The organism is Saccharopolyspora shandongensis (genome assembly GCF_900106995.1).
GTDB lineage: Bacteria > Actinomycetota > Actinomycetes > Mycobacteriales > Pseudonocardiaceae > Saccharopolyspora > Saccharopolyspora shandongensis.
Genome location: NZ_FNOK01000025.1, coordinates 18989 through 40083, shown reverse-complemented (window position 1 = coordinate 40083; position 21095 = coordinate 18989). Strand labels below are relative to the sequence as shown.

The 21095-nt window shown below is 70.7% G+C and carries 19 protein-coding genes, 3 tRNA genes and 1 pseudogene; 11 read left to right on the top strand and 12 right to left on the bottom strand.

Annotated features, from left to right (window positions below; translation table 11 throughout):
- Positions 1-204: 204 nt before the first annotated feature.
- From BLW84_RS24595 to BLW84_RS24585, 3 genes are all read right to left on the bottom strand, one after another.
- Positions 205-411 (bottom strand): hypothetical protein, encoded by a 207-nt coding sequence (locus BLW84_RS24595; RefSeq protein WP_093269367.1) that lies wholly within the window; start codon positions 409-411, stop codon positions 205-207.
- Between the two features lie 41 nt (positions 412-452).
- Entirely contained in the window at positions 453-1085 is a 633-nt protein-coding gene (locus BLW84_RS24590) for a maleylpyruvate isomerase N-terminal domain-containing protein (protein ID WP_093269364.1), read from the bottom strand.
- A 90-nt stretch (positions 1086-1175) separates the two neighbouring features.
- Positions 1176-2819, bottom strand: coding sequence for an ABC-F family ATP-binding cassette domain-containing protein (locus BLW84_RS24585; RefSeq protein WP_093269361.1), 1644 nt, complete (start codon positions 2817-2819; stop codon positions 1176-1178).
- Between the two features lie 270 nt (positions 2820-3089).
- Between BLW84_RS24585 and BLW84_RS24580 the strand changes: the two genes are divergently transcribed.
- Positions 3090-3800 carry a GTP pyrophosphokinase gene (locus BLW84_RS24580; protein ID WP_093269358.1) on the top strand — a complete coding sequence of 237 codons (711 nt, stop codon included), beginning with the start codon at positions 3090-3092 and terminating at the stop codon, positions 3798-3800.
- 159 nt (positions 3801-3959) lie between these two features.
- Here the strand turns inward: BLW84_RS24580 and BLW84_RS24575 are convergent.
- The 5 genes from BLW84_RS24575 to BLW84_RS24555 form a co-directional block, all read right to left on the bottom strand.
- Positions 3960-4033, bottom strand: a tRNA-Phe gene (locus BLW84_RS24575).
- Between the two features lie 27 nt (positions 4034-4060).
- Positions 4061-4137 (bottom strand) — tRNA-Asp (locus tag BLW84_RS24570).
- A 22-nt stretch (positions 4138-4159) separates the two neighbouring features.
- Positions 4160-4232: transfer RNA gene (locus tag BLW84_RS24565), tRNA-Glu, on the bottom strand.
- A 316-nt stretch (positions 4233-4548) separates the two neighbouring features.
- The gene (locus BLW84_RS24560) at positions 4549-5145 is read right to left on the bottom strand and encodes a ScbR family autoregulator-binding transcription factor (RefSeq protein WP_093269355.1); all 597 of its coding nucleotides are present in this window, start codon (positions 5143-5145) and stop codon (positions 4549-4551) included.
- A gap of 200 nt (positions 5146-5345) precedes the next feature.
- Positions 5346-5585 carry a hypothetical protein gene (locus BLW84_RS24555; RefSeq protein WP_093269352.1) on the bottom strand — a complete coding sequence of 80 codons (240 nt, stop codon included), beginning with the start codon at positions 5583-5585 and terminating at the stop codon, positions 5346-5348.
- 245 nt (positions 5586-5830) lie between these two features.
- Between BLW84_RS24555 and BLW84_RS24550 the strand changes: the two genes are divergently transcribed.
- Entirely contained in the window at positions 5831-6052 is a 222-nt protein-coding gene (locus BLW84_RS24550) for a heavy-metal-associated domain-containing protein (RefSeq protein ID WP_093269349.1), read from the top strand.
- A 265-nt stretch (positions 6053-6317) separates the two neighbouring features.
- Positions 6318-6791, top strand: coding sequence for a hypothetical protein (locus tag BLW84_RS49280; protein ID WP_093269347.1), 474 nt, complete (start codon positions 6318-6320; stop codon positions 6789-6791).
- A 174-nt stretch (positions 6792-6965) separates the two neighbouring features.
- Here the strand turns inward: BLW84_RS49280 and BLW84_RS24540 are convergent, their stop codons facing one another.
- The 3 genes from BLW84_RS24540 to BLW84_RS24530 all read right to left on the bottom strand — a co-directional run bounded on the left by BLW84_RS24540 (position 6966) and on the right by BLW84_RS24530 (position 11902).
- Positions 6966-8123, bottom strand: coding sequence for an acyl-CoA dehydrogenase family protein (locus tag BLW84_RS24540; RefSeq protein ID WP_093269344.1), 1158 nt, complete (start codon positions 8121-8123; stop codon positions 6966-6968).
- A gap of 3 nt (positions 8124-8126) precedes the next feature.
- Entirely contained in the window at positions 8127-10169 is a 2043-nt protein-coding gene (locus BLW84_RS24535; RefSeq protein ID WP_093269341.1) for an ATP-binding protein, read from the bottom strand.
- 119 nt (positions 10170-10288) lie between these two features.
- Complete coding sequence (locus BLW84_RS24530) at positions 10289-11902, bottom strand: carboxyl transferase domain-containing protein (RefSeq protein WP_093269338.1); 1614 nt, start codon at positions 11900-11902, stop codon at positions 10289-10291.
- 87 nt (positions 11903-11989) lie between these two features.
- Here BLW84_RS24530 and BLW84_RS24525 point away from each other — a divergent pair, with 87 nt between their 5' ends.
- Entirely contained in the window at positions 11990-12562 is a 573-nt protein-coding gene (locus tag BLW84_RS24525; RefSeq protein WP_093269335.1) for an SACE_7040 family transcriptional regulator, read from the top strand.
- Between the two features lie 6 nt (positions 12563-12568).
- On the opposite strand, the gene BLW84_RS24520 is transcribed toward BLW84_RS24525, so the two are convergent.
- Positions 12569-13948 (bottom strand): MFS transporter, encoded by a 1380-nt coding sequence (locus tag BLW84_RS24520; RefSeq protein WP_093269332.1) that lies wholly within the window; start codon positions 13946-13948, stop codon positions 12569-12571.
- 224 nt (positions 13949-14172) lie between these two features.
- Between BLW84_RS24520 and BLW84_RS50165 the strand changes: the two are divergent.
- The 7 genes and pseudogenes from BLW84_RS50165 to BLW84_RS24490 form a co-directional block, all read left to right on the top strand.
- A pseudogene (locus tag BLW84_RS50165) lies at positions 14173-14358 on the top strand (AraC family ligand binding domain-containing protein); the annotation flags it as partial.
- 228 nt (positions 14359-14586) lie between these two features.
- Positions 14587-14841, top strand: coding sequence for a helix-turn-helix domain-containing protein (locus BLW84_RS50160; RefSeq protein ID WP_342743176.1), 255 nt, complete (start codon positions 14587-14589; stop codon positions 14839-14841).
- Between the two features lie 81 nt (positions 14842-14922).
- Positions 14923-16641, top strand: coding sequence for an aa3-type cytochrome oxidase subunit I (ctaD, locus tag BLW84_RS24510; RefSeq protein ID WP_093269329.1), 1719 nt, complete (start codon positions 14923-14925; stop codon positions 16639-16641).
- 21 nt (positions 16642-16662) lie between these two features.
- Positions 16663-17130, top strand: coding sequence for a MarR family winged helix-turn-helix transcriptional regulator (locus BLW84_RS24505; RefSeq protein ID WP_093269326.1), 468 nt, complete (start codon positions 16663-16665; stop codon positions 17128-17130).
- Between the two features lie 726 nt (positions 17131-17856).
- Positions 17857-19065, top strand: a complete 1209-nt coding sequence (locus BLW84_RS24500; RefSeq protein ID WP_093269569.1) for an MFS transporter — start codon at positions 17857-17859, stop codon at positions 19063-19065.
- A gap of 130 nt (positions 19066-19195) precedes the next feature.
- On the top strand, positions 19196-20026 hold the full coding sequence (locus tag BLW84_RS24495) for an aldo/keto reductase (protein WP_093269323.1): 831 nt from the start codon (positions 19196-19198) through the stop codon (positions 20024-20026).
- A gap of 140 nt (positions 20027-20166) precedes the next feature.
- Positions 20167-21051, top strand: coding sequence for a hypothetical protein (locus BLW84_RS24490; protein ID WP_093269321.1), 885 nt, complete (start codon positions 20167-20169; stop codon positions 21049-21051).
- Positions 21052-21095: the final 44 nt, after the last annotated feature.

The window sequence follows — 21095 nt, the reverse complement described above, 5'->3', positions numbered from 1 at the left end:
GTGGTGCGCGGCAGGGCGGGTTGTCGTCTGAAGCGGCGCAGCCGCCCGGCCCACTCTCGCCGCTTGCCCACTGCGGGTTCTCAGGGGCCTTCTCCCGAGGACAGTCCCGACTGGCATTCATGAGGTCGGGGAGCCCACAGCGAGAATGGCTCTGCAACTCCCGCAGGGAACCGCCACGCGAGGTGAGTCTGGAAACAGGCGCTGTCAGGCCGGGGGGTGGAGGCCGGAGAGGTGGCCCTTGCCACCGCACTGCGGGCAGGTCCGCCATTCCGCCATGGTCATGCCGGTCTGCATGTCCTCGGTGGCCTGCACGACGTAGATCCGCGGCTCGCTGAGCTTGCGGAGTCCGCCGCAGGTGAAGCACAGCGCGTTGGGGCCGCCCGCCAGGTCTGGCTCCTCGTTGTCCGGCATGCGCCGATCCTTCCACGCCCCGGAGCCCGGCCGGGCCGCGGTCAGATCGCGGCGATCGTGGCAGGTGCGCGCTCGGCCCGGCTCAGCGCCCGCAGCACGGCCGTCTGCCCGTGCCGCCGCACTGCGAGCTGCGAGAGCAGCGCGAGCACGTGGTCGTAAACCTCCGGCGGCAGCTCCGGCGTGGCGATGCCCACGCTCGACGCCAGGTCGTCGGAGTGCACCGCGATCTCCATCATCCGGGTGATCAGGAAGTCGTCGATGCGCAGCACCCGCCGGGAGAACGCGACCGCCCGGTCCGCCGGCGTGGCGGGCAGGGCCGAACGAAGATCCCGAACGACCGAGTCGACCTCGGCGACCAGCGCCGCGGCCCCCTCTGTCGCGAGACCCTCGCCCATTTCCCGGAGCCGGACGTTGACCTCCGCGTTGACGTCGGCGCCGATCCACTCGCTCTTCGCGTAGTACCCGAGGAGCGGCACTGGCTCTTCTTCCGGCTCGGCGGCGGCGAGCACCCGAGGAACGAACAGGACCTGCGACGCCAGGTGCCCGGCCAGCCCGCGAACGCTGAACTCCGCCAGGGCGCTGGGCCGGTCCCACGCGGCCGCGACCGCCGGATCACCCAGCACCGCCGCGGCCGATGCGGCTGCCTGCAGATAAGCCTCTCGGATCGCGCTCATCCCAATCCCTTCCCGATGCCGACTCCGTTGATCAAGCTATCGGCCGGGTACGACATCGGGACGACGAGCACCGGGCGAGCAGGCGAACCCTCACCCCTCGAGCTCGGTGAGCTTCCCGCCCGCCATCTCCAGGCGGCGGTTGGTGCGCACCGCGTCGAGCATCCGGCGGTCGTGGGTGACCAGCAGGAGCGTGCCGCCGTAGGAGTCCAGCGCCGACTCCAGCTGCTCGATCGCGGGCAGGTCGAGGTGGTTGGTCGGCTCGTCCAGCACCAGGAGGTTGACGCCTCGCCCCTGCAGCAGCGCCAGCGCGGCCCGCGTGCGCTCGCCGGGCGACAGCGTGGCGGCCGAGCGCAGCACGTGATCGGCTTTGAGGCCGAACTTGGCGAGCAACGTGCGGACCTCGGCGGTCTCGGTTTCCGGCACGGCCGCGCAGAACGCGTCGAGCAGCGACTCCGAGCCGTGGAACAGCGCGCGGGCCTGGTCGACCTCGCCGACCACGACGCCCGAGCCGAGCGCGGCGGTTCCCGCGTCCAGCTGGATCCGCCCGAGCAGCGCGCCGAGCAGCGTCGACTTGCCCGAGCCGTTGGCCCCGGTGATCGCGACCCGGTCCGCCCAGTCGATCTGCAGCGTCACCGGTCCGAACGCGAAGTCGCCGCGGCGCACCTCCGCATCGCGGAGGGTCGCGACGACCGCGCCGGAGCGGGGCGCCGCGGCGATCTCCATCCGCAGCTCCCACTCCTTGCGCGGCTCCTCGACGACGTCGAGCCGCTCGATGAGCCGTTCGGTCTGCCGCGCCTTGGCGGCCTGCTTCTCGGTGGATTCAGAGCGGAACTTGCGGCCGACCTTGTCGTTGTCGGTGTTCTTGCGGCGGGCGTTCTTGACGCCCTTCTCCATCCACCCGCGCTGCATGCGGGCGCGCGCCTCCAGCCCGGACTTCTTGTCCGCGTACTCCTCGTACGAGTCCCGCGCGTGCCTGCGCGCGACCTCACGTTCCTCCAGGTAGGAATCGTAGCCGCCGCCGTAGAGGTTGATCTGCTGCTGGGCGAGGTCGAGTTCGAGGACCTTGTTGACGGTGCGGGTGAGGAACTCGCGGTCGTGGCTGACGACGACGGTGCCGGCGCGCAGCCCGCGCACGAAGTCCTCCAGCAGTTCGAGGCCGACCAGGTCGAGGTCGTTGGTCGGCTCGTCCAGGAGGAACACGTCGTAGCGGGACAGCAGGAGCGAGGCGAGCCCCGCGCGGGCGGCCTGGCCGCCGGACAGCGAGGTCATGGCCTGGTCGAGCTCGACGATCAGGCCGAGCGAATCCGCGACCCCTTCGGCGCGCTCGTCCAGGTCGGCGCCGCCCAGGTTCAGCCAGCGCTCCAGGCTCGCGGCGTAGGCGTCGTCCGCCCCGGGCACGCCTTCCCCGAGGGCTTCCGCCGCCGCATCCATCGCGCGCTGCGCGGCGGCGACGCCGGTGCGCCGGGCGAGGAACTGGGCCACCGTCTCCCCGGGCTTGCGGTCGGGCTCCTGCGGCAGGTATCCGACGGTCGCGGTGGGCGGGGAGAGCCGCAGCTCACCCTGTTCCGGCTCGTTGAGCCCGGCGAGGAGCCGCAGCAGCGTGGACTTTCCGGCCCCGTTGGCTCCGACGAGCCCGATCACGTCGCCGGGCGCGACGACGAGGTCGAGCCCGGTGAACAGGGAGCGGTTGCCGTGGCCGGCGGCGAGATTCGTGGCGACGAGGGTTGCAGACATCAGGTCGCCGAGAATAACAACCGGCCCGCGACCACCTGCCGCAAAGCGAACTGGTCTTCGCGGTGGCCAGGGGCGGGGTCGAACCGCAGACCTTCCGCTTTTCAGGTCTGCGCTCGTCCGTTCGCCGAAGTTCATTGCGAGACTGGTCACCGGGGCCGCTCCGGAGATCGGGAGATCCGCGTGTTCGTCCTCTCACCCCGCGCCTGAGCGCACGCTCGGTCGTCCGGTGCAGCCTAGGCTGGAGCCGAGTAGCCAAGGGGAGGAGCGTGGATGGGTCCCAGGGACAGATCACCGCGTGGCGGCTCGCGCGGCTGGCCCTATCCGCAGCGCAGCGCCATCGAGCAGCTCAGCGACATGGACCGCGAAGACGCCCTCGCCTTCATGCGCCGGACCAACGACCTGCTGATGGTGCACAAGTTCGGCGTCGACGAGCTCATGACCAAGCTGCGGATCTGGAGCGAGGAGTTCGACTCCACCCACGAGCACGATCCGATCGAGCACATCAGCTCGCGGATCAAGAGCCTTGAGGCGATCGCGGCCAAGCTCGCCCGGCGCGGGCTGCCGATCGACCCGGTGTCGGCCCGCGAACACCTCACCGACATCGCCGGCGTGCGCGTCGTGTGCCCGTTCATCTCCGACGTCTACCTCCTCCGCGATCTCATCCGACAGCACCAGATCGAGATCGTGCAGACCAAGGACTACATCGCAGCGCCGAAGCCGAACGGCTACCGCAGCCTGCACCTGATCATCAAGGTGCAGGTGCACCTGTCCGACCGCACCGAGCTGGTCGCCGTCGAACTCCAGCTGCGCACCATCGCGATGGACTTCTGGGCCGCAGTCGAGCACGAGCTGCTCTACAAGAGCGGCGGCGAGGTGCCGGAGAGCTTCGCCGCCGAGCTCAAGGCGGCTGCCGAGGCCGCTGCCGGACTCGACACCCAGATGTCTTCGCTGCACGAGCGCAGCGAGGGGACACCCGGCTAGAACCGGGAGTTGGACCGCAGCACCAGCACGTGACGGACGTCCTCCGAAGCGACCTCGCCGACCGGCTGAACGCGTACTTCTGGACGGGCTGAGACGACAAGTGAGACAAAACAGCCCCCACCGAAACCGGTGGGGGCTGTTTTCACAGCTTGCGAGCGGTGGCCAGGGGCGGGGTCGAACCGCCGACCTTCCGCTTTTCAGGCGGACGCTCGTACCAACTGAGCTACCTGGCCGAAGCGTCGGCTCAATGCCGTTCGCCTTGGCGACCCAGACGGGACTCGAACCCGCGACCTCCGCCGTGACAGGGCGGCGCGCTAACCAACTGCGCCACTGGGCCATGCTCTATCTTCAGTTGTTCGTACCCCCAACGGGATTCGAACCCGCGCTACCGCCTTGAAAGGGCGGCGTCCTAGGCCGCTAGACGATGGGGGCTTGGCCGATTCGAAACCGACCCGGCCTTGCCTCCAACCGGCTTTCCCCTTTCGGGGCGCCCCGTTGGCAGTGATGAAAGCTTACGACACCCCTTCACGGGCCCCGCAACGGGGGGTCCCTTAAGCCGCGCGCAGCCCTCGATCGCCGCCGATCCAGCACGGCCCGAAACCTCACAATAGCCGCTCTACCTGCAATTTTCATCGATCATGGCGGACCGTTTCCCAACCGCAGCAACGGGCGCCTGGCAGCCCCCAGGGGACGTCCAGGAGGCCGGAACCCGACAAACGGGATCAATCGAAATCTTGTGATCCAGGCCTCAGAGTTGGCCGGTCAGTTCGGCGTCCGCGTGCCAGCCGTCCCGCGCGACCCCGGCGAGCACCACGCGCCAGATCTCCTCGAAGCGATCGACCAGCCCCTCGGGCTCGTCGCCGACCGTGTGCGCACCCACCAGCGCCGCGTAGAGCACCCGCGCCGCCTCCGCCGGATCGACGCCCGGGCGCAGTTGTCCCGCCTCGGTCGCCTTCAGCACCAGCTCGCAGATCGCCTCGTACCAGCCGTCGGACTCCGCCCCGATCCGATTGCAGGCCAGCAGCATGCCGGCCCGCAGGACGACGTCGCGCTCCAGCCTGCGGGCGGCCTCCGAGGTCAGGCCGACCAGCGTCGACAGCGGGTCCAGGCTGCGGCCGGACCACCGCCGCCGCATCGCCGTCAGGTTCAGCAGGTACTGCCGGGCCAGCGCCTCGGCGACCGCCTCCTTGGCCGTGAAGTGGAAGTAGAAGGCGCCCTTGGTGATGCCGGAGCGCCGCAGCACCGAGCTCAGCGTGGCGGCTTCGTAGCCGATCAGGTCGAACTCCTCCGCCGCGGCGGCCAGGATGGCGCCGCGGGTGAGCTTGGCCCGATGCTGCTGGGGCATGGCACGACTCCGGCACGAAGAGGGCGTCCGGGATCCGCCGCCCGAGCGACGCGATCCACGAACGGATGATCAACTACGCCACCGGAAGTTACCGCGTATCCGGCCGGTCCGCCCGTCGTGCGCGGCGCGGTGCCGGCTCGCCGGAGGACTCCCGACGAGCATCCACCGAAGCGCGGCGCGGCGGCGCAGCCGACTCCCGGTCAGCGGACGACCGGCGGCTGCCCGTCATCGTCCGGTGCCAATCCCAGCATGTCCAGCAGGAGCTTGCAGTCCTCGGCGTTCTCCGCACCGCGGGCGACCGCCATCCTGGCGCGGTGCACCTGCTCCGACGAGATCCGCGAGGGCTCACCGGCGCGTGGCACGGGCACCGCGGACGCCTGCCGCGAGGTCCCGTCGTCCTGCTGCCACAAGAACTTCCGTACGTCCAGCGACCCGTACATGACGCCTCCCCGGCCTCGGGTTCCGGGCGCAGGTTATCCACAGGTTGTCAACAGCCGCAGCCCCCCAGAGAGTGATTTACCTTCGACGGAGAGTAATTATTCGGCGATTCTCGATCCACTTCGGATATTGGCCCCGCCGCACCCGCCGGGGCCGCCCCCGCCTGGGCCGTCCACACTGGACGTTCGAGACAGTTGCGGCGATATTCGCATCCGATCGTGGCAGGAACTGCCAGGAGGGAACTCGCATGAGCAATCAGACGTTCACCGTGGGTGGCATGACGTGCGGCCACTGCGCCAGGTCGGTCACCGAGGAGCTTTCGGACCTTCCCGGCGTCAGCGACGTGCAGGTCTCGGCGGAGAGCGGGCAGGTGTCCGTGACCAGCGACCAGCCGCTCACGCTGGCAGCCGCGACCGCGGCGATCACCGAGGCCGGCTACACGATCACGGACTGGCCGAGCGCGAACTGAGCCGCTAGCACCTCGGATGATTGCGCAGGACCGCCGTCCGGCCCTCGTCCGAAGGTGCCGGACGCACGAATCATGCGTCGAAGGCTCCCCACCGCGACCTGCGCCGTGTCACAATCGGGGCGCTGACACACCCCCGGTCAGCACCTGTGGAGATCCCCTCCGGCCCCCGCGCACTCCCCCTGGCGCGGGGGCCCTCCGCGTTTCCGGGTCAGTGAGAGGGCTCACAGCGATTCGTTCGTCGCAACACAACCGTTATCGTGGGCCGGTGGCTCTAGGACGAACGAAGACCAGCAGGCGGCAGCAGAAGCCCGCCGAGCCGGCCGAACCGGATCATGAGTTCGAGTCGTACCTGGCTGCGCTGGCCCCGGAGGAGAACGTCGAGTCCACCGGGTCCGGACGCCGCTTCGGCGGCTCCCAGGTCTACCAGCTGCGGCTGCCGCTGATGGCCAACGAGCGCCTCCGGGAGCTCGCGGTCAAGCAGGGCACGTCGCCGGCGGCGCTGGCCCGGGACTGGGTGATGCAGCACCTGGCCGTGGTCGAGGCCGAGCAGGATCCGGCCGGCCAGGCGCCGGGTGGGCAGGCCCCGGGCGGGCAGGCACCGGACGGCTACGGCCACGTGTGGCCCGGCGAGGAAACGCAGCAGGACTTCCGGCCCTTGCCCGAGTACGGCGACCAGGCCGGTTACCCCGGCATCGAGGAGACCGACGAGATCACCGTGCCGCAGAAGCGGTTCCGCTGACCCCCCGACCGAACCGACCCCCGACCCGAACAACCCCGACCGATGACGTTCCGGCCGGCGGAGGCAACCCCCCGAAGCCTCCGCCGGCCGTCTTCGTTCCCGGCTCCGCGCCCCTGCTGATCGGCGCAGCCGCCCGGCCCGCCCCGCTGCGCGGGACGGACTTGGGAACGGGCTCTAGGCCGGGAGGCCCAGCTCCCGGGCGATCAGCATGCGCTGGACCTCGCTCGTGCCTTCGCCGATCTCCAGGATCTTGGCGTCCCGGTAGAAGCGGCCGACCGGGGTTTCGTTCATGAAGCCGTAGCCGCCGAAGATCTGCGTGGCGTCCCGGGCGTTGTCCATCGCCGCGTTCGACGAGGCGAGCTTGGCGATCGCGGCCTGCTTCTTGTACGGCTCGCCGCGCAGCATCCGCGACGCCGCGTCGTAGTAGGCCAGGCGCGCGGTGTGCGCGCGCAGCTCCATGTCGGCGACCTTGAACTGCATCGCCTGGTACTCGCCGATCTTCCGGCCGAAGGCCTCGCGTTCGCCGAGGTAGCGCAGGCATTCGTCGACGCAGCCCTGGGCGAGGCCGACGCCGACCGCGGCGATCGCGACCCGTCCCTCGGTGAGCGTGGCGAGGAACTGGGCATAGCCGCGGCCGCGCTCGCCGAGCAGGTTCGCGGCGGGCACCCGGCAGTCGTCGAAGGACAGCGCGTGGGTGTCGGAGGCGTTCCAGCCGACCTTCGAGTACTTCTTCGCGACGGTGAAGCCGGGCGTGCCCGCGGGCACGATGATCGTGGAGATCTCCTTGCCGCCGTTGGGCTTCTGCCCGGTGACGGCGGTGACCGTGACGAGGCCGGTGAGATCGGTGCCGGAGTTGGTGATGAACGCCTTCGAGCCGTTGATCACCCACTCGTCGCCGTCGAGCACCGCCGTGGTGCGGGTGCTGCCCGCGTCGGAGCCGCCGCCCGGCTCGGTGAGGCCGAACGCGCCGAGGATCTCCCCGGCCGCCAGCCGCGGCAGCCAGGTGCGCCGCTGCTCGTCGTCGCCGAACCGGTAGATCGGCATGACGCCCAGCGAAACCCCGGCCTCCAGGGTGATCGCGACCGACGAGTCGACCCGGGCGAGCTCCTCCAGGGCCAGGCACAGCGCGAAGTAGTCGCCGCCCATGCCGCCGTGCTCCTCCGGCACCGGCAGCCCGAACAGGCCCATCCGGCCCATGGTCTGCACCAGCGGGTACGGGAATTCCTCGCGTTCGTAGTAGTCGCCGATGACCGGCGCGACTTCCTTGCGGGCGAAGGTCTGCACGCTCTCGCGCAGGGCTTCGTGCTCTTCGCTGAGCCGGTGGTCCACCATCGATCAGGCCTCCTCTTGAGCGGCGAGGACAGCCAGCGGCTGGTCGAGTCCGACCGACTGCCCCTTCCTTGCATGCACTTCGGCGACTACGCCGTCGATCGGCGCGGTGACGGTGTGTTCCATCTTCATCGCCTCCACCACGAACAATCTTTGTCCACTCTGGACTTCTTGACCCGGGCTGACGTCGGCGACCAGCACCGTGCCGGGCATCGGGCTGGTCACCACGCCGTCCGACCGGCCGCCGCTGCCGCCCCGGTCGGCGAGCATCCGGTGCTCGGCGAGCGCCCAGGCGCGGCCGTCGGCGGCGAGCCACGTGGTGCCGTCGACGTGCGCGTACCGGTAGCGGCGGGTGCGGCCCCGGTAGGTGACGGTCAGCTCGTCGCCGTGCGCCTCGACAGAGGCCCGGTGGACGGTTTCGACGGAGGCTGCCTGTCCTGACGCAGTTTCAATTGAAACTGCGGCGTCACGGGACCGGCCGCGGAGGCGGATGGCGACCTCGTCGGGTGTTCCGGCGAAGCGCCAGGTGCTCCAGGCGGGCTCGCCGAGCCGCCAGCCGTCGGTCGTGTCCCACGGGTCGACGACCGGGTCGGTCGGTTCGCCCGCGAGCAGCCGCTCCAGGGCCGCGGCGACGTAGGCGTCTTCCGGCGTCGTGTTGCTCTCCGCGATGAGCTCGGTCAGGTCGCGCTCGACGAGTCCCGTGTCGAGGCGGCCCGCCAGCACGTCTTCGTGCCGCAGCAGCGCGCGGAGGAACGCGACGTTGGTGTGCAGGCCGAGGACCGCCGTGTCGGCCAGCGCGGCGTCCAGGCGGCGCAGCGCGTCGGCCCGGCTCGGCGCCCACGCGATGACCTTGGCCAGCATCGGGTCGTAGTCCGAGCCGACGCGCCCGCCCGCGCGCACCCCGGAGTCGACCCGCACGCCGGGCCCGGAGGGCTCGTGCACGGCGAGGACGTCGCCGCCGGTCGGGAGGAAGTTGCGGGCCGGGTCCTCGGCGTAGACCCGCGCCTCCACCGCGTGGCCCTCGATCGACAGGTCCTCCTGCGCCCACGGCAGCGGCTCGCCCGCGGCGACGCGGACCTGCTGTTCGACGAGGTCGACGCCGCGTTGCCCGCCGACCGACGTGACCAGCTCGGTCACCGGGTGCTCGACCTGCAGGCGGGTGTTCATCTCCATGAAGAAGAACTCGTCCGGCCGGTCCGCGGAGACGATGAACTCGACGGTGCCCGCCCCGACGTAGCCCACCGAGCGGGCGGCGTCGACGGCCGCGCCGCCGATGCGGGCCCTGGTCTCGGCGTCCAGCAGCGGCGACGGGGCTTCCTCGATGATCTTCTGGTGCCGCCGCTGCAGGCTGCACTCGCGCTCGCCGAGGTGCACCACGTTGCCGTGCGCGTCCGCCAGCACCTGGACCTCGATGTGCCGCGGGCGGGCCACGAAGCGCTCGACGAACAGCGTGTCGTCGCCGAACGCCGACCGCGCCTCCCGGCGCGCCGAGGCGATCTGATCGTCCAACGTGGACTCGTCGTGGATCAGCCGCATGCCCTTGCCGCCGCCGCCCGCGGAGGGCTTCAGCAGCACCGGGAACCCGATCTCGATCGCCGCCGCGTGCAGGTCGGAGTCGGTCATGTCCGGCTCGCTGCGGCCGGGCACCACCGGGACGCCGGCGGCCGAAACCGTTTGCTTGGCGCGGATCTTGTCGCCCATCGAATCGATCGCCGAGGCCGGCGGGCCGATGAACTCGATGCCGGCCTGCGCGCACGCCTCGGCGAAGCCCGCGTTCTCGGCGAGGAAGCCGTAACCGGGGTGGATCGCCTGGGCCCCGGTGCCGCGCGCGGCGTCCAGGATGCGCTTGACGTCGAGGTAGCTCTCGGTGGCCGGGCTCGGTCCGATGTGGACGGCGGTGTCGGCCTCGGCGACGTGCCGCGCGCCGCGGTCGGCGTCGCTGAACACCGCGACGGAGCGGATGCCCAGCCGCCGCAGCGTCCGGATCACGCGCACCGCGATCTCGCCCCGGTTCGCCACCAGCACCGTGTCGAAGTGCCGCATCGTCATCCCTTCGCCTTGCCGAACGGCAGGATCGCAACGTCTTGCCTGGTCAGTGCCCGTGCGTGTTTTGTGTCGCTATAGCAGCACAAAACACGCACGGGACCTGAGCTGCGGAAACTCATGGCTCACATCCGGAAGACGCCGTAGGAGACTGGTTCCAGGGGGGCGTTGGCGGCCGTCGAGATCGCCAGGCCGAGGACCGTCCGGGTCTGCTTCGGGTCGATCACGCCGTCGTCCCACAGCCTCGCCGTCGCGTAGTACGGGTGGCCCTGGTGCTCGTACTGGTCCCGGATCGGCTGCTTGAACGCTTCCTCGTCCTCGACCGGCCATTGCTCGCCGCGGGCGTCCAGCTGGTCGCGGCGCACCGTCGCCAGCACCGATGCCGCCTGCTCGCCGCCCATCACCGAGATCCGGGCGTTCGGCCACATCCACAGGAATCGCGGCGAGTACGCCCGGCCGCACATCGAGTAGTTGCCCGCGCCGAAGGAACCGCCGATGACGACCGTGAACTTGGGGACCCGGGCGCAGGCCACCGCGGTGACCATCTTCGCGCCGTGCTTGGCGATGCCGCCCGCCTCGTACTCCTTGCCGACCATGAACCCGGAGATGTTCTGCAGGAACACCAGCGGGATGGACCGCTTGTCGCACAGCTCGATGAAGTGCGCGCCCTTGAGCGCCGACTCGCTGAACAGGATCCCGTTGTTGGCGATGATGCCGACCGGGTGCCCGTGGATGCGGGCGAAGCCGGTCACCAGCGTCTGGCCGTAGTCGTGCTTGAACTCGGCGAACCGGCTGCCGTCGACGATCCGCGCGATCACCTCGCGCACGTCGTACGGGGTGCGGCTGTCGGTCGGCACCGCGCCGTAGAGCTCGTCGGGGTCGACCGCCGGCGCTTCGACCGGCGCGACGTCCCAGGGCCGGGGCTCGCGGGGGCCGAGCGTGCTGACGATGGAGCGGACGATGCGCAGCGCGTCCGCGTCGTCGACGGCCAGGTGGTCGGTGACGCCGGAGGTGCGCGAGTGCAGCTCGCCGCCGCCGAGCTCCTCGGCGGTCACCTCGGCCCCGGTCGCGGCCTTCACCAGCGGCGGGCCGCCCAGGAAGATGGTGCCCTGCTCGCGGACGATCACCGCCTCGTCGCTCATCGCCGGGACGTAGGCGCCGCCCGCGGTGCACGAGCCCAGCACGGCGGCGATCTGCGGGATGCCGCGGGCCGACATCGTGGCCTGGTTGTAGAAGATCCGGCCGAAGTGCTCGCGGTCCGGGAACACCTCGTCCTGCCTGGGCAGGAACGCACCGCCGGAGTCGACCAGGTAGAGGCACGGCAGGTTGTTGTGCAGCGCGACTTCCTGCGCGCGCAGGTGCTTCTTCACCGTGATCGGGTAGTAGGTGCCGCCCTTGACGGTGGCGTCGTTGGCCACGACCACGCATTCCCGCCCGGACACCCGGCCGATGCCGGTGATGATGCCCGCCGACGGCGCTTCGTCGTCGTACAGGCCGTGCGCGGCCATCGGCGAGAGCTCCAGGAACGGCGAGCCGCGGTCGAGCAGCGCGTCGACCCGGTCGCGGGGCAGCAGCTTGCCCCGCTCGACGTGCCGGATGCGGGCCTTCTCCGGCCCGCCCAGCCGGGCGCGGCCGAGCTGGGTGTTGAGGTCGTCGACGAGTTTCGCGTGCTGCTCGGTGTAGCGGGCGAACTCCGCCGAGTCCGGGTCAACGGCCGTGCGCAGGGCGGGCGCATCCATGCGGGGGCACCTTCCACCGGGAGTTAGTCATCGTTAACGCAACCGATGTTAACGATGACTAACAGCTTTCGTCTAGTATCGACGCTGATGTCCACCGATGCAGCCAAGCCGTCCCGCCGCGAGCAGATCCTCTCCGCCGCGGCGGAGAAGTTCGCGCGCTCCGGCTTCCACGGCGTCGGCATCGACGACATCGGCGCCGCCGTCGGCATCTCCGGCCCCGGCCTGTACCGGCACTTCCGCAGCAAGGACGCGATGCTCGCGGAGCTGCTCACCGGCATCAGCGACCGGCTGCTGCTCGGCGGCCAGGACCGGGTGGGCGCCGCCGCCGACCCGCGCGACGCGCTGGACCGGCTGGTGCGCTGGCACGTCGAGTTCGCGCTGGCCAACCCGGCGCTGATCACCGTGCACATGCGCGACCTGGACAGCCTCGCCGAGACCGACCGGCACAAGGTCCGCGAGCTGCAGCGCAGCTACGTCGAGGTCTGGGTGGACGTGCTGTGCCAGGTCCGGCCGGACCTCGACCGCCCGACCGCGCGCGCCGCCGCGCACGCGGTGTTCGGCCTGATCAACTCGACGCCCTACAGCGCGCACCTGGACGCCGAAGCGATGTCGCGGCTGCTGCACCGGATGGCCCTCGCCGCCATCGAGAAGGCGGCCTGAGCCGGGTCACGCGCGGGAGCCCTTCCCGAGCAGTGCGGCGACGAGCAGCGCGCCGAAGGCGAGGAGCGCGGCTGCGACGGTGAGCGCCAGCGAGAAACCCTCCGACGGATCGGCGGCCTGGGCGCGACCTGCCGCCAGCGCGACCAGCACCGCCACCCCCACGGCTCCGCCGACCTGCTGGACGGAGCTCAAGACGGCCGAGCCGAGTCCCGCGTCCTGCTCGGTGGTGCCCTCGACCGCGGCGATCGCCAGGGCGGGATTGCCCAGACCGCATCCGAGGCTCGTGACGAGCATGCCGGGCAGCGCGACCGTCGCGTAGTCGTCGCCCGGTCCCACGCCGGCCAGCAGAACCAGGCCGACCGCGCCGATCAGGAATGCCGCGACGAGCGTCCGCCGCATCCCGAACCTGAGCACCGCGCGGGACGAGAGCCACAGGCCGGTGAGCATGCCGGCGGCGTAGGGCAAGTAGGCGAGGCCCGCCGTCAGCGGTTGGTAACCGAGCACCGTCTGCAGGTGCACCATCAGCAGGAAGGCCATCGCGAAGAAGGCGGCGGAGAACAGGAACGACGCGCAGTTGGCCACCGCACGGATGCGGACGGCCAGGAACGACAGCGGCACGAGCGGTTCAGCAGCGCGGGCCTCGACCGCCACGAACGACACCGCCAGCACGGCGGCGAGGGCGAGGGGCCCGACGGCGGCGATGTCGCCCCACCCCGACTCGGCGGTCTGGAGCAGGCCGTAGACCAGGGACACGAGTGCGCCGGTGCCCAGCACGGCGCCCGGAACGTCCATCCGTCCCGGCCGGCTCGCCCGGCTCTCCGCGACGAGGCGCGGGAGCAGCGCGAGGGCCGCGACCGCGATCGGCAGGTTGATCAGGAAGATCCAGCGCCAGGACGCGAGGCCGGTCAGCGCGCCGGAGATCACCAGGCCCGCCGTGCCGCCCAGCCCGGCGATGCCGCCCCAGATGCCGAGCGCCCGGGCGCGCTCCTCGGGGCCGGGGAACAGCAGCGTGATCAGCGCCAGCGCGGCCGGACTCGCCATGGCCGCGCCCGCGCCCTGGGCGAATCGTCCGGCCACGAGCTGCCATGGCTCCTGCGCGATCCCGCAGAGGAGGCTCGCCACGCCGAACAGCGCCACACCGCTCAGGAACACGCGTCGGCGGCCGAACAGATCGGCCGCGCGGCCGAACAGCAGCAGCAGTCCGCCGAAGGCGACGAAGTTCGCGTTGACGACCCAGGTCAGGCCCGCGGCGCTGAAGCCGAGGTCGTCCCGGACGCTGGGCAGCGCGACGCTCACCACGGTGTCGTCCAGGACGAGCATGAATTGCACGAAGCACAGGACCACCAGGGCCGGCCCGCGGCGGCCCGCGGCCACGGTGGTCGTCATTCCGCCGTCCTGGCGCGGTGCTTTTGGCGATGATCAATCGACATGCCACGACGCTATGCAGCGGCCATCCTGTCCGCGATGCGCTACCAGGACGAATGATGTCGTGCTGAGGACATAGGCTCGGCGGCATGGCCGAGGCAATCGCGGGCGCCGTCCCGCCTGGAATCGGGGCGATCGTCGTCGGCAACTTCCCGCTGTCGTCGGGGCAGTAGTTCGAGGAGCACAGCCACCCGCAGCACCAGCTGGCCTGGACCCGGCGCGGCGTGCTCGGCGTGGCCGTGGGGGACGTCCACTGGGTTCTGCCGCCCACCCTGGCGCTGTGGCTGCCCGGCGGCGTCGTGCACCGGACCGGCGCGACCCGCGATGCGGTGCTGAGCAGCCTCTACTTCGAGCCGGACCGGTGCGCCCTGGACTGGGCCGAGCCCACGCCGGTCGGGGTGGACGGGCTGTTGGCGCAGCTCATCGCGTACCTGGGCCGCGACGATCTCGCCGATGACGCGCGGCTGCGCGGCGAAGCCGTCGTGTTCGACCTGCTGCGCCCGCTGCCCACCACTCCCATCGAGGTGCCGCGCCCCGCCGACGAGCGCGTCCGCGCCGTGGCGGATGCGCTGCTCGCCGACCCCGCGGACCAGCGGAGCATGGACGCGCACGCCCGGGCCGTCGGGGTGAGCCGCCGCACCCTGACGCGGCTGTTCGTCCACGACACCGGCATGTCCTTCGACCGCTGGCGCACCCACGCGCGGCTCCGCGCCGCACTGGCCCTCCTCGCCGAGGGGCAGCCGGTCTCCCGGGTCGCGCACGCCGTCGGGTATGCGACGCCGAGCGCGTTCCTCGCCGCGTTCAAGCGCACCGTCGGGACATCGCCGAGCCGCTACCTCGACGGCGACGGCTGACCCGGCCGATTGCGGGTGGTCGGGGGCGGGTTGAGACTGGGTTGGTTCCGGCTCCGACTCTCGCGCCGCCGCAGGAGACCGATGGCCACCACCAGGATCGAACCGACCCCGGTTCCGACCCGGTCGCGCACCAAGCCGCGACCGGTCAAGGGCAGGCGCCTGATCCCGTGGCTGCGCACCACCGATCCCAAGGACATCGGGATCCTCTACCTGATCGCCTCGTTCTTCTTCTTCCTCGCCGGCGGCTCGATGGCGCTGCTGATCCGCGGCGAACTCGCCGAGCCGGGCCTGCAGTTCCTCTCGCAGGAGCAGTACAACCAGCTGTTCACCATGCACGGCACGATCATGCTGCTGCTGTTCGCCACGCCCATCGTGTTCGGCTTCGCCAACGTCGTGCTGCCGCTGCAGATCGGGGCGCCGGACGTGGCGTTCCCGCGGCTGAACGCGCTGTCGTTCTGGCTGTTCCTGTTCGGCGGACTGATCGTGCTGAGCGGGTTCCTGCTGCCGGGCGGCGCCGCCGACTTCGGCTGGACCGCCTACGTGCCGCTGTCGCGCGGGATGTTCAGCCAGGGACCGGGCGGCGACGTGTGGGCGGCCGGGCTGATCCTCAGCGGGCTGGGCACGATCCTGGGCGCGGTCAACATGATCACCACGCTGGTCTGCCTGCGCTGCCCCGGCATGACGATGTGGCGGATGCCGATCTTCTGCTGGAACATCCTGGCCACCAGCCTGCTGGTGCTGATGGCGTTCCCGATCCTGGCCGCCGTGCTGTTCGGGCTCCTGATCGACCGGCACCTGGGCGGGCACGTGTTCGACCCGGCCAACGGCGGCGCCATCATGTTCCAGCACCTGTTCTGGTTCTTCGGCCACCCCGAGGTCTACATCGTGGCGCTGCCGTTCTTCGGCATCGTCACCGAGATCTTCCCGGTGTTCAGCCGGAAACCGCTGTTCGGCTACACCGGCCTGGTGTGCGCCACGCTGCTGATCATGGGGCTGTCGATGCTCGTGTGGGCGCACCACATGTTCGCCACCGGCGCGGTGCTGCTGCCGTTCTTCTCGTTCGCGACGTTCCTGATCGCGGTGCCGACCGGGATCAAGTTCTTCAACTGGATCGGCACCATGTGGCGCGGGCAGCTGACCTTCGAGTCGCCGATGCTGTTCGCGGTCGGGTTCCTGGTGACGTTCCTGCTGGGCGGGCTGACCGGCGTCATCCTCGCGGCGCCGCCGCTGGACTTCCACATCACCGACACCTACTTCGTGGTCGCGCACTTCCACTACGTGCTGTTCGGCACGATCGTGTTCGCGGTGTTCGCCGGGGTGTACTTCTGGTTCCCGAAGATGACCGGCCGGATGATGGACGAGCGGCTGGGCAAGCTGCACTTCTGGCTGACCTTCATCGGGTTCCACACCACGTTCCTGGTGCAGCACTGGCTGGGCGCCGAGGGGATGCCGCGGCGCTACGCCGACTACCTGGAGTCCGACGGTTTCACCGCGCTGAACATCGTGTCGAGCATCGGCGCGTTCGTGCTGGGCGCCTCGATCCTGCCGTTCCTGTACAACGTCTTCACCAGCTACCGGTTCGGCGCGGTGGTCGAGGTGGACGACCCGTGGGGGCACGGGAACTCGCTGGAGTGGGCCACGTCCTGCCCGCCGCCGCGGCACAACTTCGCGGCGCTGCCGCGGATCCGCTCGGTCCGGCCCGCCTTCGAGCTGCATTACCCGCACATGGCCGAGCGCATGGAGCGGGAGGCGCACGCCAGCCTGCGGCCCGGCGGGAAACAAGAATCGTTCGGCGAGTGAACGATTCTGTACAGTGCTCGCGTGGCAGCAGACCTTCCCGCGCCCGGCGTTTCGTTCCTGCTCACGCAGCTGGGCACGCACGCCGCGGCGAAGTTCGCCGCCCGCGTCGGCGAGCTCGACCTGACCCCGCCCCAGGTGGGCATGCTGCGGATGATCGCCGCGAAGCCGGGCCTGAGCCAGCAGGCGCTGGCCGGGCACCTCGGGATGCTGCCGAGCAAGGTCGTCGCGTTCGTCGACGAGCTGGAGGGCCGCGGCCTGGTCACCCGCACCCGCAGCAGCCGGGACCGCCGGGTCCACGAACTCGCCCTCACCGAGGAGGGGACCGAGCTGCTGGGCGACGTCCACGCGGTGGCGAACGAGCACGAGGCCGACTTCTGCCGGGCCCTCGACCAGGACGACCGGACCCGGCTCAAGGCCCTCCTGGAGCGCCTGGCGAATAGCCACGGCCTGACGCCCGGAGTCCACCCCGGCTACCGCACCATCCGCTGACCGAAACCCTCGGTTTCAGTGAGGTTTTTCCAACCTCGATTTGTGTGGCGGTGCGGGTGGCGGAACCTCAGAGGCTTCCTGGTCTGTGGGTGCCCCTCCTGATGTATGTCCGATACACGGCGGAGGGGCCGTCCTTGCCGAGGGAGCCCCGAAGGGGTGGGCACCGTGAACCCGCGGCGGTGCAGGTGTCGTAGGTGGGCTATGCGCCTGCGGCGCATGCGGCACTCCATCGACGTGCAGCTTTGCGACCCGCGGCTGCGGGCCGACCAGGATGAAAAACGCTCAGTTGAACCCGCACCTTCCTTTGGACGGGTCAGCCCGCTTGGACCGGCTCGGAGCGGGCCAGGACCTGGCAGTCGGCCGCGAAATCACCGACCGGCGGGCGGCCGACAGCTTGTTGCGAATAGTTTCCACGTTCTGTTCTTTGCCAGAGTGCACAACGCGACCGCCCTCCGGATGTGCACCGCGCACCGCGCCAGGTCCACTGTGGATGCTGAGTTTTCCTTGCCTGCTCGGCCGAACGAGCGGTTTCCGACGTGGCGCGGTTCATAACCACTTCGGGAACAGCGGGGCGCCGGACTACTGTTGAACACGTCTGGGGAGCGCCACCGTCAGTCGCCTTCCTGAATCGTTCTCGAAGACCGGAATGCGCCGCGCACCGCCGTGCGCCCGACCGGCGAGGACGACGAGAACCAGTCCGGCACGTTCGTTTCAGGGGAGACTTCCTTGCCCATTGCCCTGTTGGCACTGGCCATCGCCGCATTCGGGATTGGAACGACCGAGTTCGTGATGATGGGCCTGCTGCCCGAGGTCGCCACCGACCTGCAGGTGTCGATCCCCGACGCCGGCGGCTACATCTCGCTGTACGCGCTCGGCGTGGTGATCGGCGCGCCGCTGCTGACCATGCTGGGCATGCGGTTCAAGCGCAAGACGATGCTGCTGAGCATGCTCGTGCTGTTCACCGTCGGGAACCTGTGCTCGGCGTTCGCGCCGACCCACGAGCTGCTGCTCGGCGCCCGGTTCCTCGCCGGCCTGCCGCACGGCGTGTTCTTCGGCATCGGCGCCGTGGTCGCCGCGAGCCTGGTCGCCACCGACAAGCGCGCGCAGGCCATCTCGATGATGTTCATCGGCCTCACCGTGGCGAACATCGTCGGCGTCCCGGTCGGCACGCTGCTCGGCCAGGCGCTCGGCTGGCGCTGGGCGTTCGGCCTGGTCGCGGTGATCGGCGTCGTCGCGCTGGCCGCGGTCGCGGCGCTGGTGCCCGACCAGCCCAAGCCCGCCGACGTCAGCGTGCGCGGCGAGCTGCGCGCGTTCCGCCGCCCGCAGGTCTGGCTGGCGTTCGCGGTCGTGGTCTTCGGCTTCGCCGCGACGTTCTCCTTCTACAGCTACATCAAGCCCGTGCTGACCGATGTGACCGGCTACTCGCCGACCGCGGTCACGCCGCTGCTCGCGCTGTTCGGCGTCGGCATGACCGTCGGCACCGCGGTCGGCGGGCGGCTCGCCGACAAGGCCCCGATGAAGACGCTGTACGTCTTCCTCGGCGCGCTGGCGGCCTGCCTGGCGCTGTTCGTGGTGACCGCGCACAGCGCGGTGCTGGCGCCGATCACGGTGTTCCTGATCGGCGCGACCGGGTTCGCGGCGATCCCCAGCATCCAGGCACGGATCCTCGACCAGGCCAAGGAGGCGCCGGCGCTGGGCTCGGCGAGCATCCAGTCGACCTTCAACATCGCCAACTCGCTGGGCGCCTACCTCGGCGGCCTGGTGATCGCGGCCGGCCTCGGGCTGACCGCGCCGAGCTGGGTCGGCGCCCTGCTCGCGGTGGTCGGCCTGGGCTTCGCGCTGGTCTCCGGCCGGCTGGACCGGCGGCCGCGGCGGGCCGGGAAAACCGCCTCGCACCGCGCCGCGCAGCCCACCGAGTCGGCCGAGGTCGGCTGAGGGCTTCCCGCGGAGCAGATCGGCTAGCCGGGGCCGAACGCACCTAATACGGTGGCCGCAGGGCGGGCACCAGCCCGCGACGTGCATTCGCGGGGCGAACCATCCGACATCGGCGGAGGAAAACACCCACATGACACAGGTTCCGAACATCACGCTGAACACCGGCGCTCACATGCCGCAGCTGGGCTACGGCGTCTTCCAGGTCCCGGCCGACCAGGTCGTCGAGCCGGTGCTGGCGGCGCTGCGGGCCGGGTACCGCAGCATCGACACGGCCGCGGTGTACGGCAACGAGGAAGGCGTGGGCAAGGCGATCGCCGACTCGGGCCTCAAGCGCGAGGAACTGTTCGTGACCACGAAGCTCTGGAACGACTCGCAGGGCTACGACAGCGCGCTGAAGGCGTTCGACGAGAGCCTCACCAAGCTCGGTCTCGACCACGTCGACCTGTACCTGATCCACTGGCCGGTGGCGTCCAAGGACAAGTACGTGGAGACCTGGAAGGCCCTCCAGCAGCTGCACGCCGACGGCCGGGCCAAGGCGATCGGCGTGTCGAACTTCCAGGTCCCGCACCTGCGCCGGCTGCTCGACGAGACCGACGTGGTGCCCGCGGTCAACCAGATCGAGCTGCACCCGAACCTGCCGCAGGCCGAGCTGCGCGCGTTCCACGCCGAGCACGGCATCGCCACCGAGGCGTGGAGCCCGCTGGGCCAGGGCAAGGGCCTGCTGGACGACGTCGCGCTGGCCTCGCTGGCCGAGAAGTACGGCAAGAGCCCGGCGCAGGTCGTGCTGCGCTGGCAGATCCAGCTCGGCAACATCGCGATCCCGAAGTCGGTCACGCCGTCGCGGATCAAGGAGAACCTCGAGGTCTTCGACTTCGAGCTCGCCGACGACGACGTCGCCGCCATCACGGCGCTGAAGACCGGCGTGCGCGTCGGACCCGACCCGGACACCTTCGGCAGCTGACCCGCACCTCGAAGGCCCTCCTCGCCGATCGGCCGGGGAGGGCTTCTCGCTGCGCGGAGAACTCCGCCTAACGGCCGTTGACGCGGTGCGGCAGGGGCCGAAAGATCGACGCCGGGTTCCGATCTCTTGGAGGTTCTGCCGTGCACAGATCTCTCGTCGGCGCCGTTTCGCTGGCGCTCGTGCTCGCGTCGCCAGGCACCGCGACGGCCGCGCCGGATCAGGCGGACTGGCAGCCGGTCGGCGACGGAACCGAGTCCGGGATCAGCGGGATCGCGCTCGTCGACGCCACGCCCGAAGCGACCGAGGCGATCATCGTCCGGGACAACAAGAAGGACGGCGAGAACCGGGCGTCCTGGCTGTCGCTGCGGCAGGGGCAGGTCACCGGCGCCGAGCCGCTGGACTGGCAGGGCGAGCTGCCGGTCGACCTGGAGGCGATCGAGGCGATCCCCGGTTCGCCGGGCGAGTACATCGCGCTGGCCAGCGACGGCAGCGCCTGCCACGTCCGGATCGACCGCAGCGGCGCCACCGTCCTGGGCACCTTCGAGCTGCCCGACCGCGCCGACGACGAGAACTACGAGGGCTTCGGCCTGCTGGCGGCGGACGGGCGGCTGTTCGCGGTCTGGGCCGAGCGCGGCGAGGACGACCGGCCCGCGACGCTGCGCGCGGCCGAGTTCGACGAGGAGCGCCTAGAGTTCGGCGAGGCGCAGACGCAGGAGTTCCGCGCGCCGTACCCGACGAAGGACGTGCGGCACGTGTCGGACCTGAAGCTGCGCGCGGACGGCCGGATCGTGGTGTCCTCGGCGTCCGACTCCGGCGACGACGGGCCGTTCGACTCCGCCGTGTTCGCCGCCGGAACGCTCACCGTCGACGGCGGCGAGCCGCGCCTGACCATCGACCAGGAGCCGGAGCCGCTCGGCGAGTTCCCCGGGCACAAGGTCGAGGCGCTGATCGAGGTCGGCGGCGGCCTGCTGCTGGGCAGCGACGACGAGAACGCCGGAGGCTCGGTCCTGACGACCGGGAGCTGAGGCGATTCAGGCCCGTGCGCACTTTGTGCTGCCATGGCGACACG

What these genes read in the sequence shown, in the direction of transcription:
- BLW84_RS24595 (WP_093269367.1), bottom strand. Translation starts at nt 411, where the DNA reads ATGCCGGACAACGAGGAGCCAGACCTGGCGGGCGGCCCCAACGCGCTG.
- BLW84_RS24590 (WP_093269364.1), bottom strand. Translation starts at nt 1,085, where the DNA reads ATGAGCGCGATCCGAGAGGCTTATCTGCAGGCAGCCGCATCGGCCGCG.
- BLW84_RS24585 (WP_093269361.1), bottom strand. Translation starts at nt 2,819, where the DNA reads ATGTCTGCAACCCTCGTCGCCACGAATCTCGCCGCCGGCCACGGCAAC.
- BLW84_RS24580 (WP_093269358.1), top strand. Translation starts at nt 3,090, where the DNA reads ATGGGTCCCAGGGACAGATCACCGCGTGGCGGCTCGCGCGGCTGGCCC.
- BLW84_RS24560 (WP_093269355.1), bottom strand. Translation starts at nt 5,145, where the DNA reads ATGCCCCAGCAGCATCGGGCCAAGCTCACCCGCGGCGCCATCCTGGCC.
- BLW84_RS24555 (WP_093269352.1), bottom strand. Translation starts at nt 5,585, where the DNA reads ATGTACGGGTCGCTGGACGTACGGAAGTTCTTGTGGCAGCAGGACGAC.
- BLW84_RS24550 (WP_093269349.1), top strand. Translation starts at nt 5,831, where the DNA reads ATGAGCAATCAGACGTTCACCGTGGGTGGCATGACGTGCGGCCACTGC.
- BLW84_RS24540 (WP_093269344.1), bottom strand. Translation starts at nt 8,123, where the DNA reads ATGGTGGACCACCGGCTCAGCGAAGAGCACGAAGCCCTGCGCGAGAGC.
- BLW84_RS24535 (WP_093269341.1), bottom strand. Translation starts at nt 10,169, where the DNA reads ATGACGATGCGGCACTTCGACACGGTGCTGGTGGCGAACCGGGGCGAG.
- BLW84_RS24530 (WP_093269338.1), bottom strand. Translation starts at nt 11,902, where the DNA reads ATGGATGCGCCCGCCCTGCGCACGGCCGTTGACCCGGACTCGGCGGAG.
- BLW84_RS24525 (WP_093269335.1), top strand. Translation starts at nt 11,990, where the DNA reads ATGTCCACCGATGCAGCCAAGCCGTCCCGCCGCGAGCAGATCCTCTCC.
- BLW84_RS24520 (WP_093269332.1), bottom strand. Translation starts at nt 13,948, where the DNA reads ATGACGACCACCGTGGCCGCGGGCCGCCGCGGGCCGGCCCTGGTGGTC.
- BLW84_RS50160 (WP_342743176.1), top strand. Translation starts at nt 14,587, where the DNA reads ATGGACGCGCACGCCCGGGCCGTCGGGGTGAGCCGCCGCACCCTGACG.
- ctaD (WP_093269329.1), top strand. Translation starts at nt 14,923, where the DNA reads ATGGCCACCACCAGGATCGAACCGACCCCGGTTCCGACCCGGTCGCGC.
- BLW84_RS24495 (WP_093269323.1), top strand. Translation starts at nt 19,196, where the DNA reads ATGACACAGGTTCCGAACATCACGCTGAACACCGGCGCTCACATGCCG.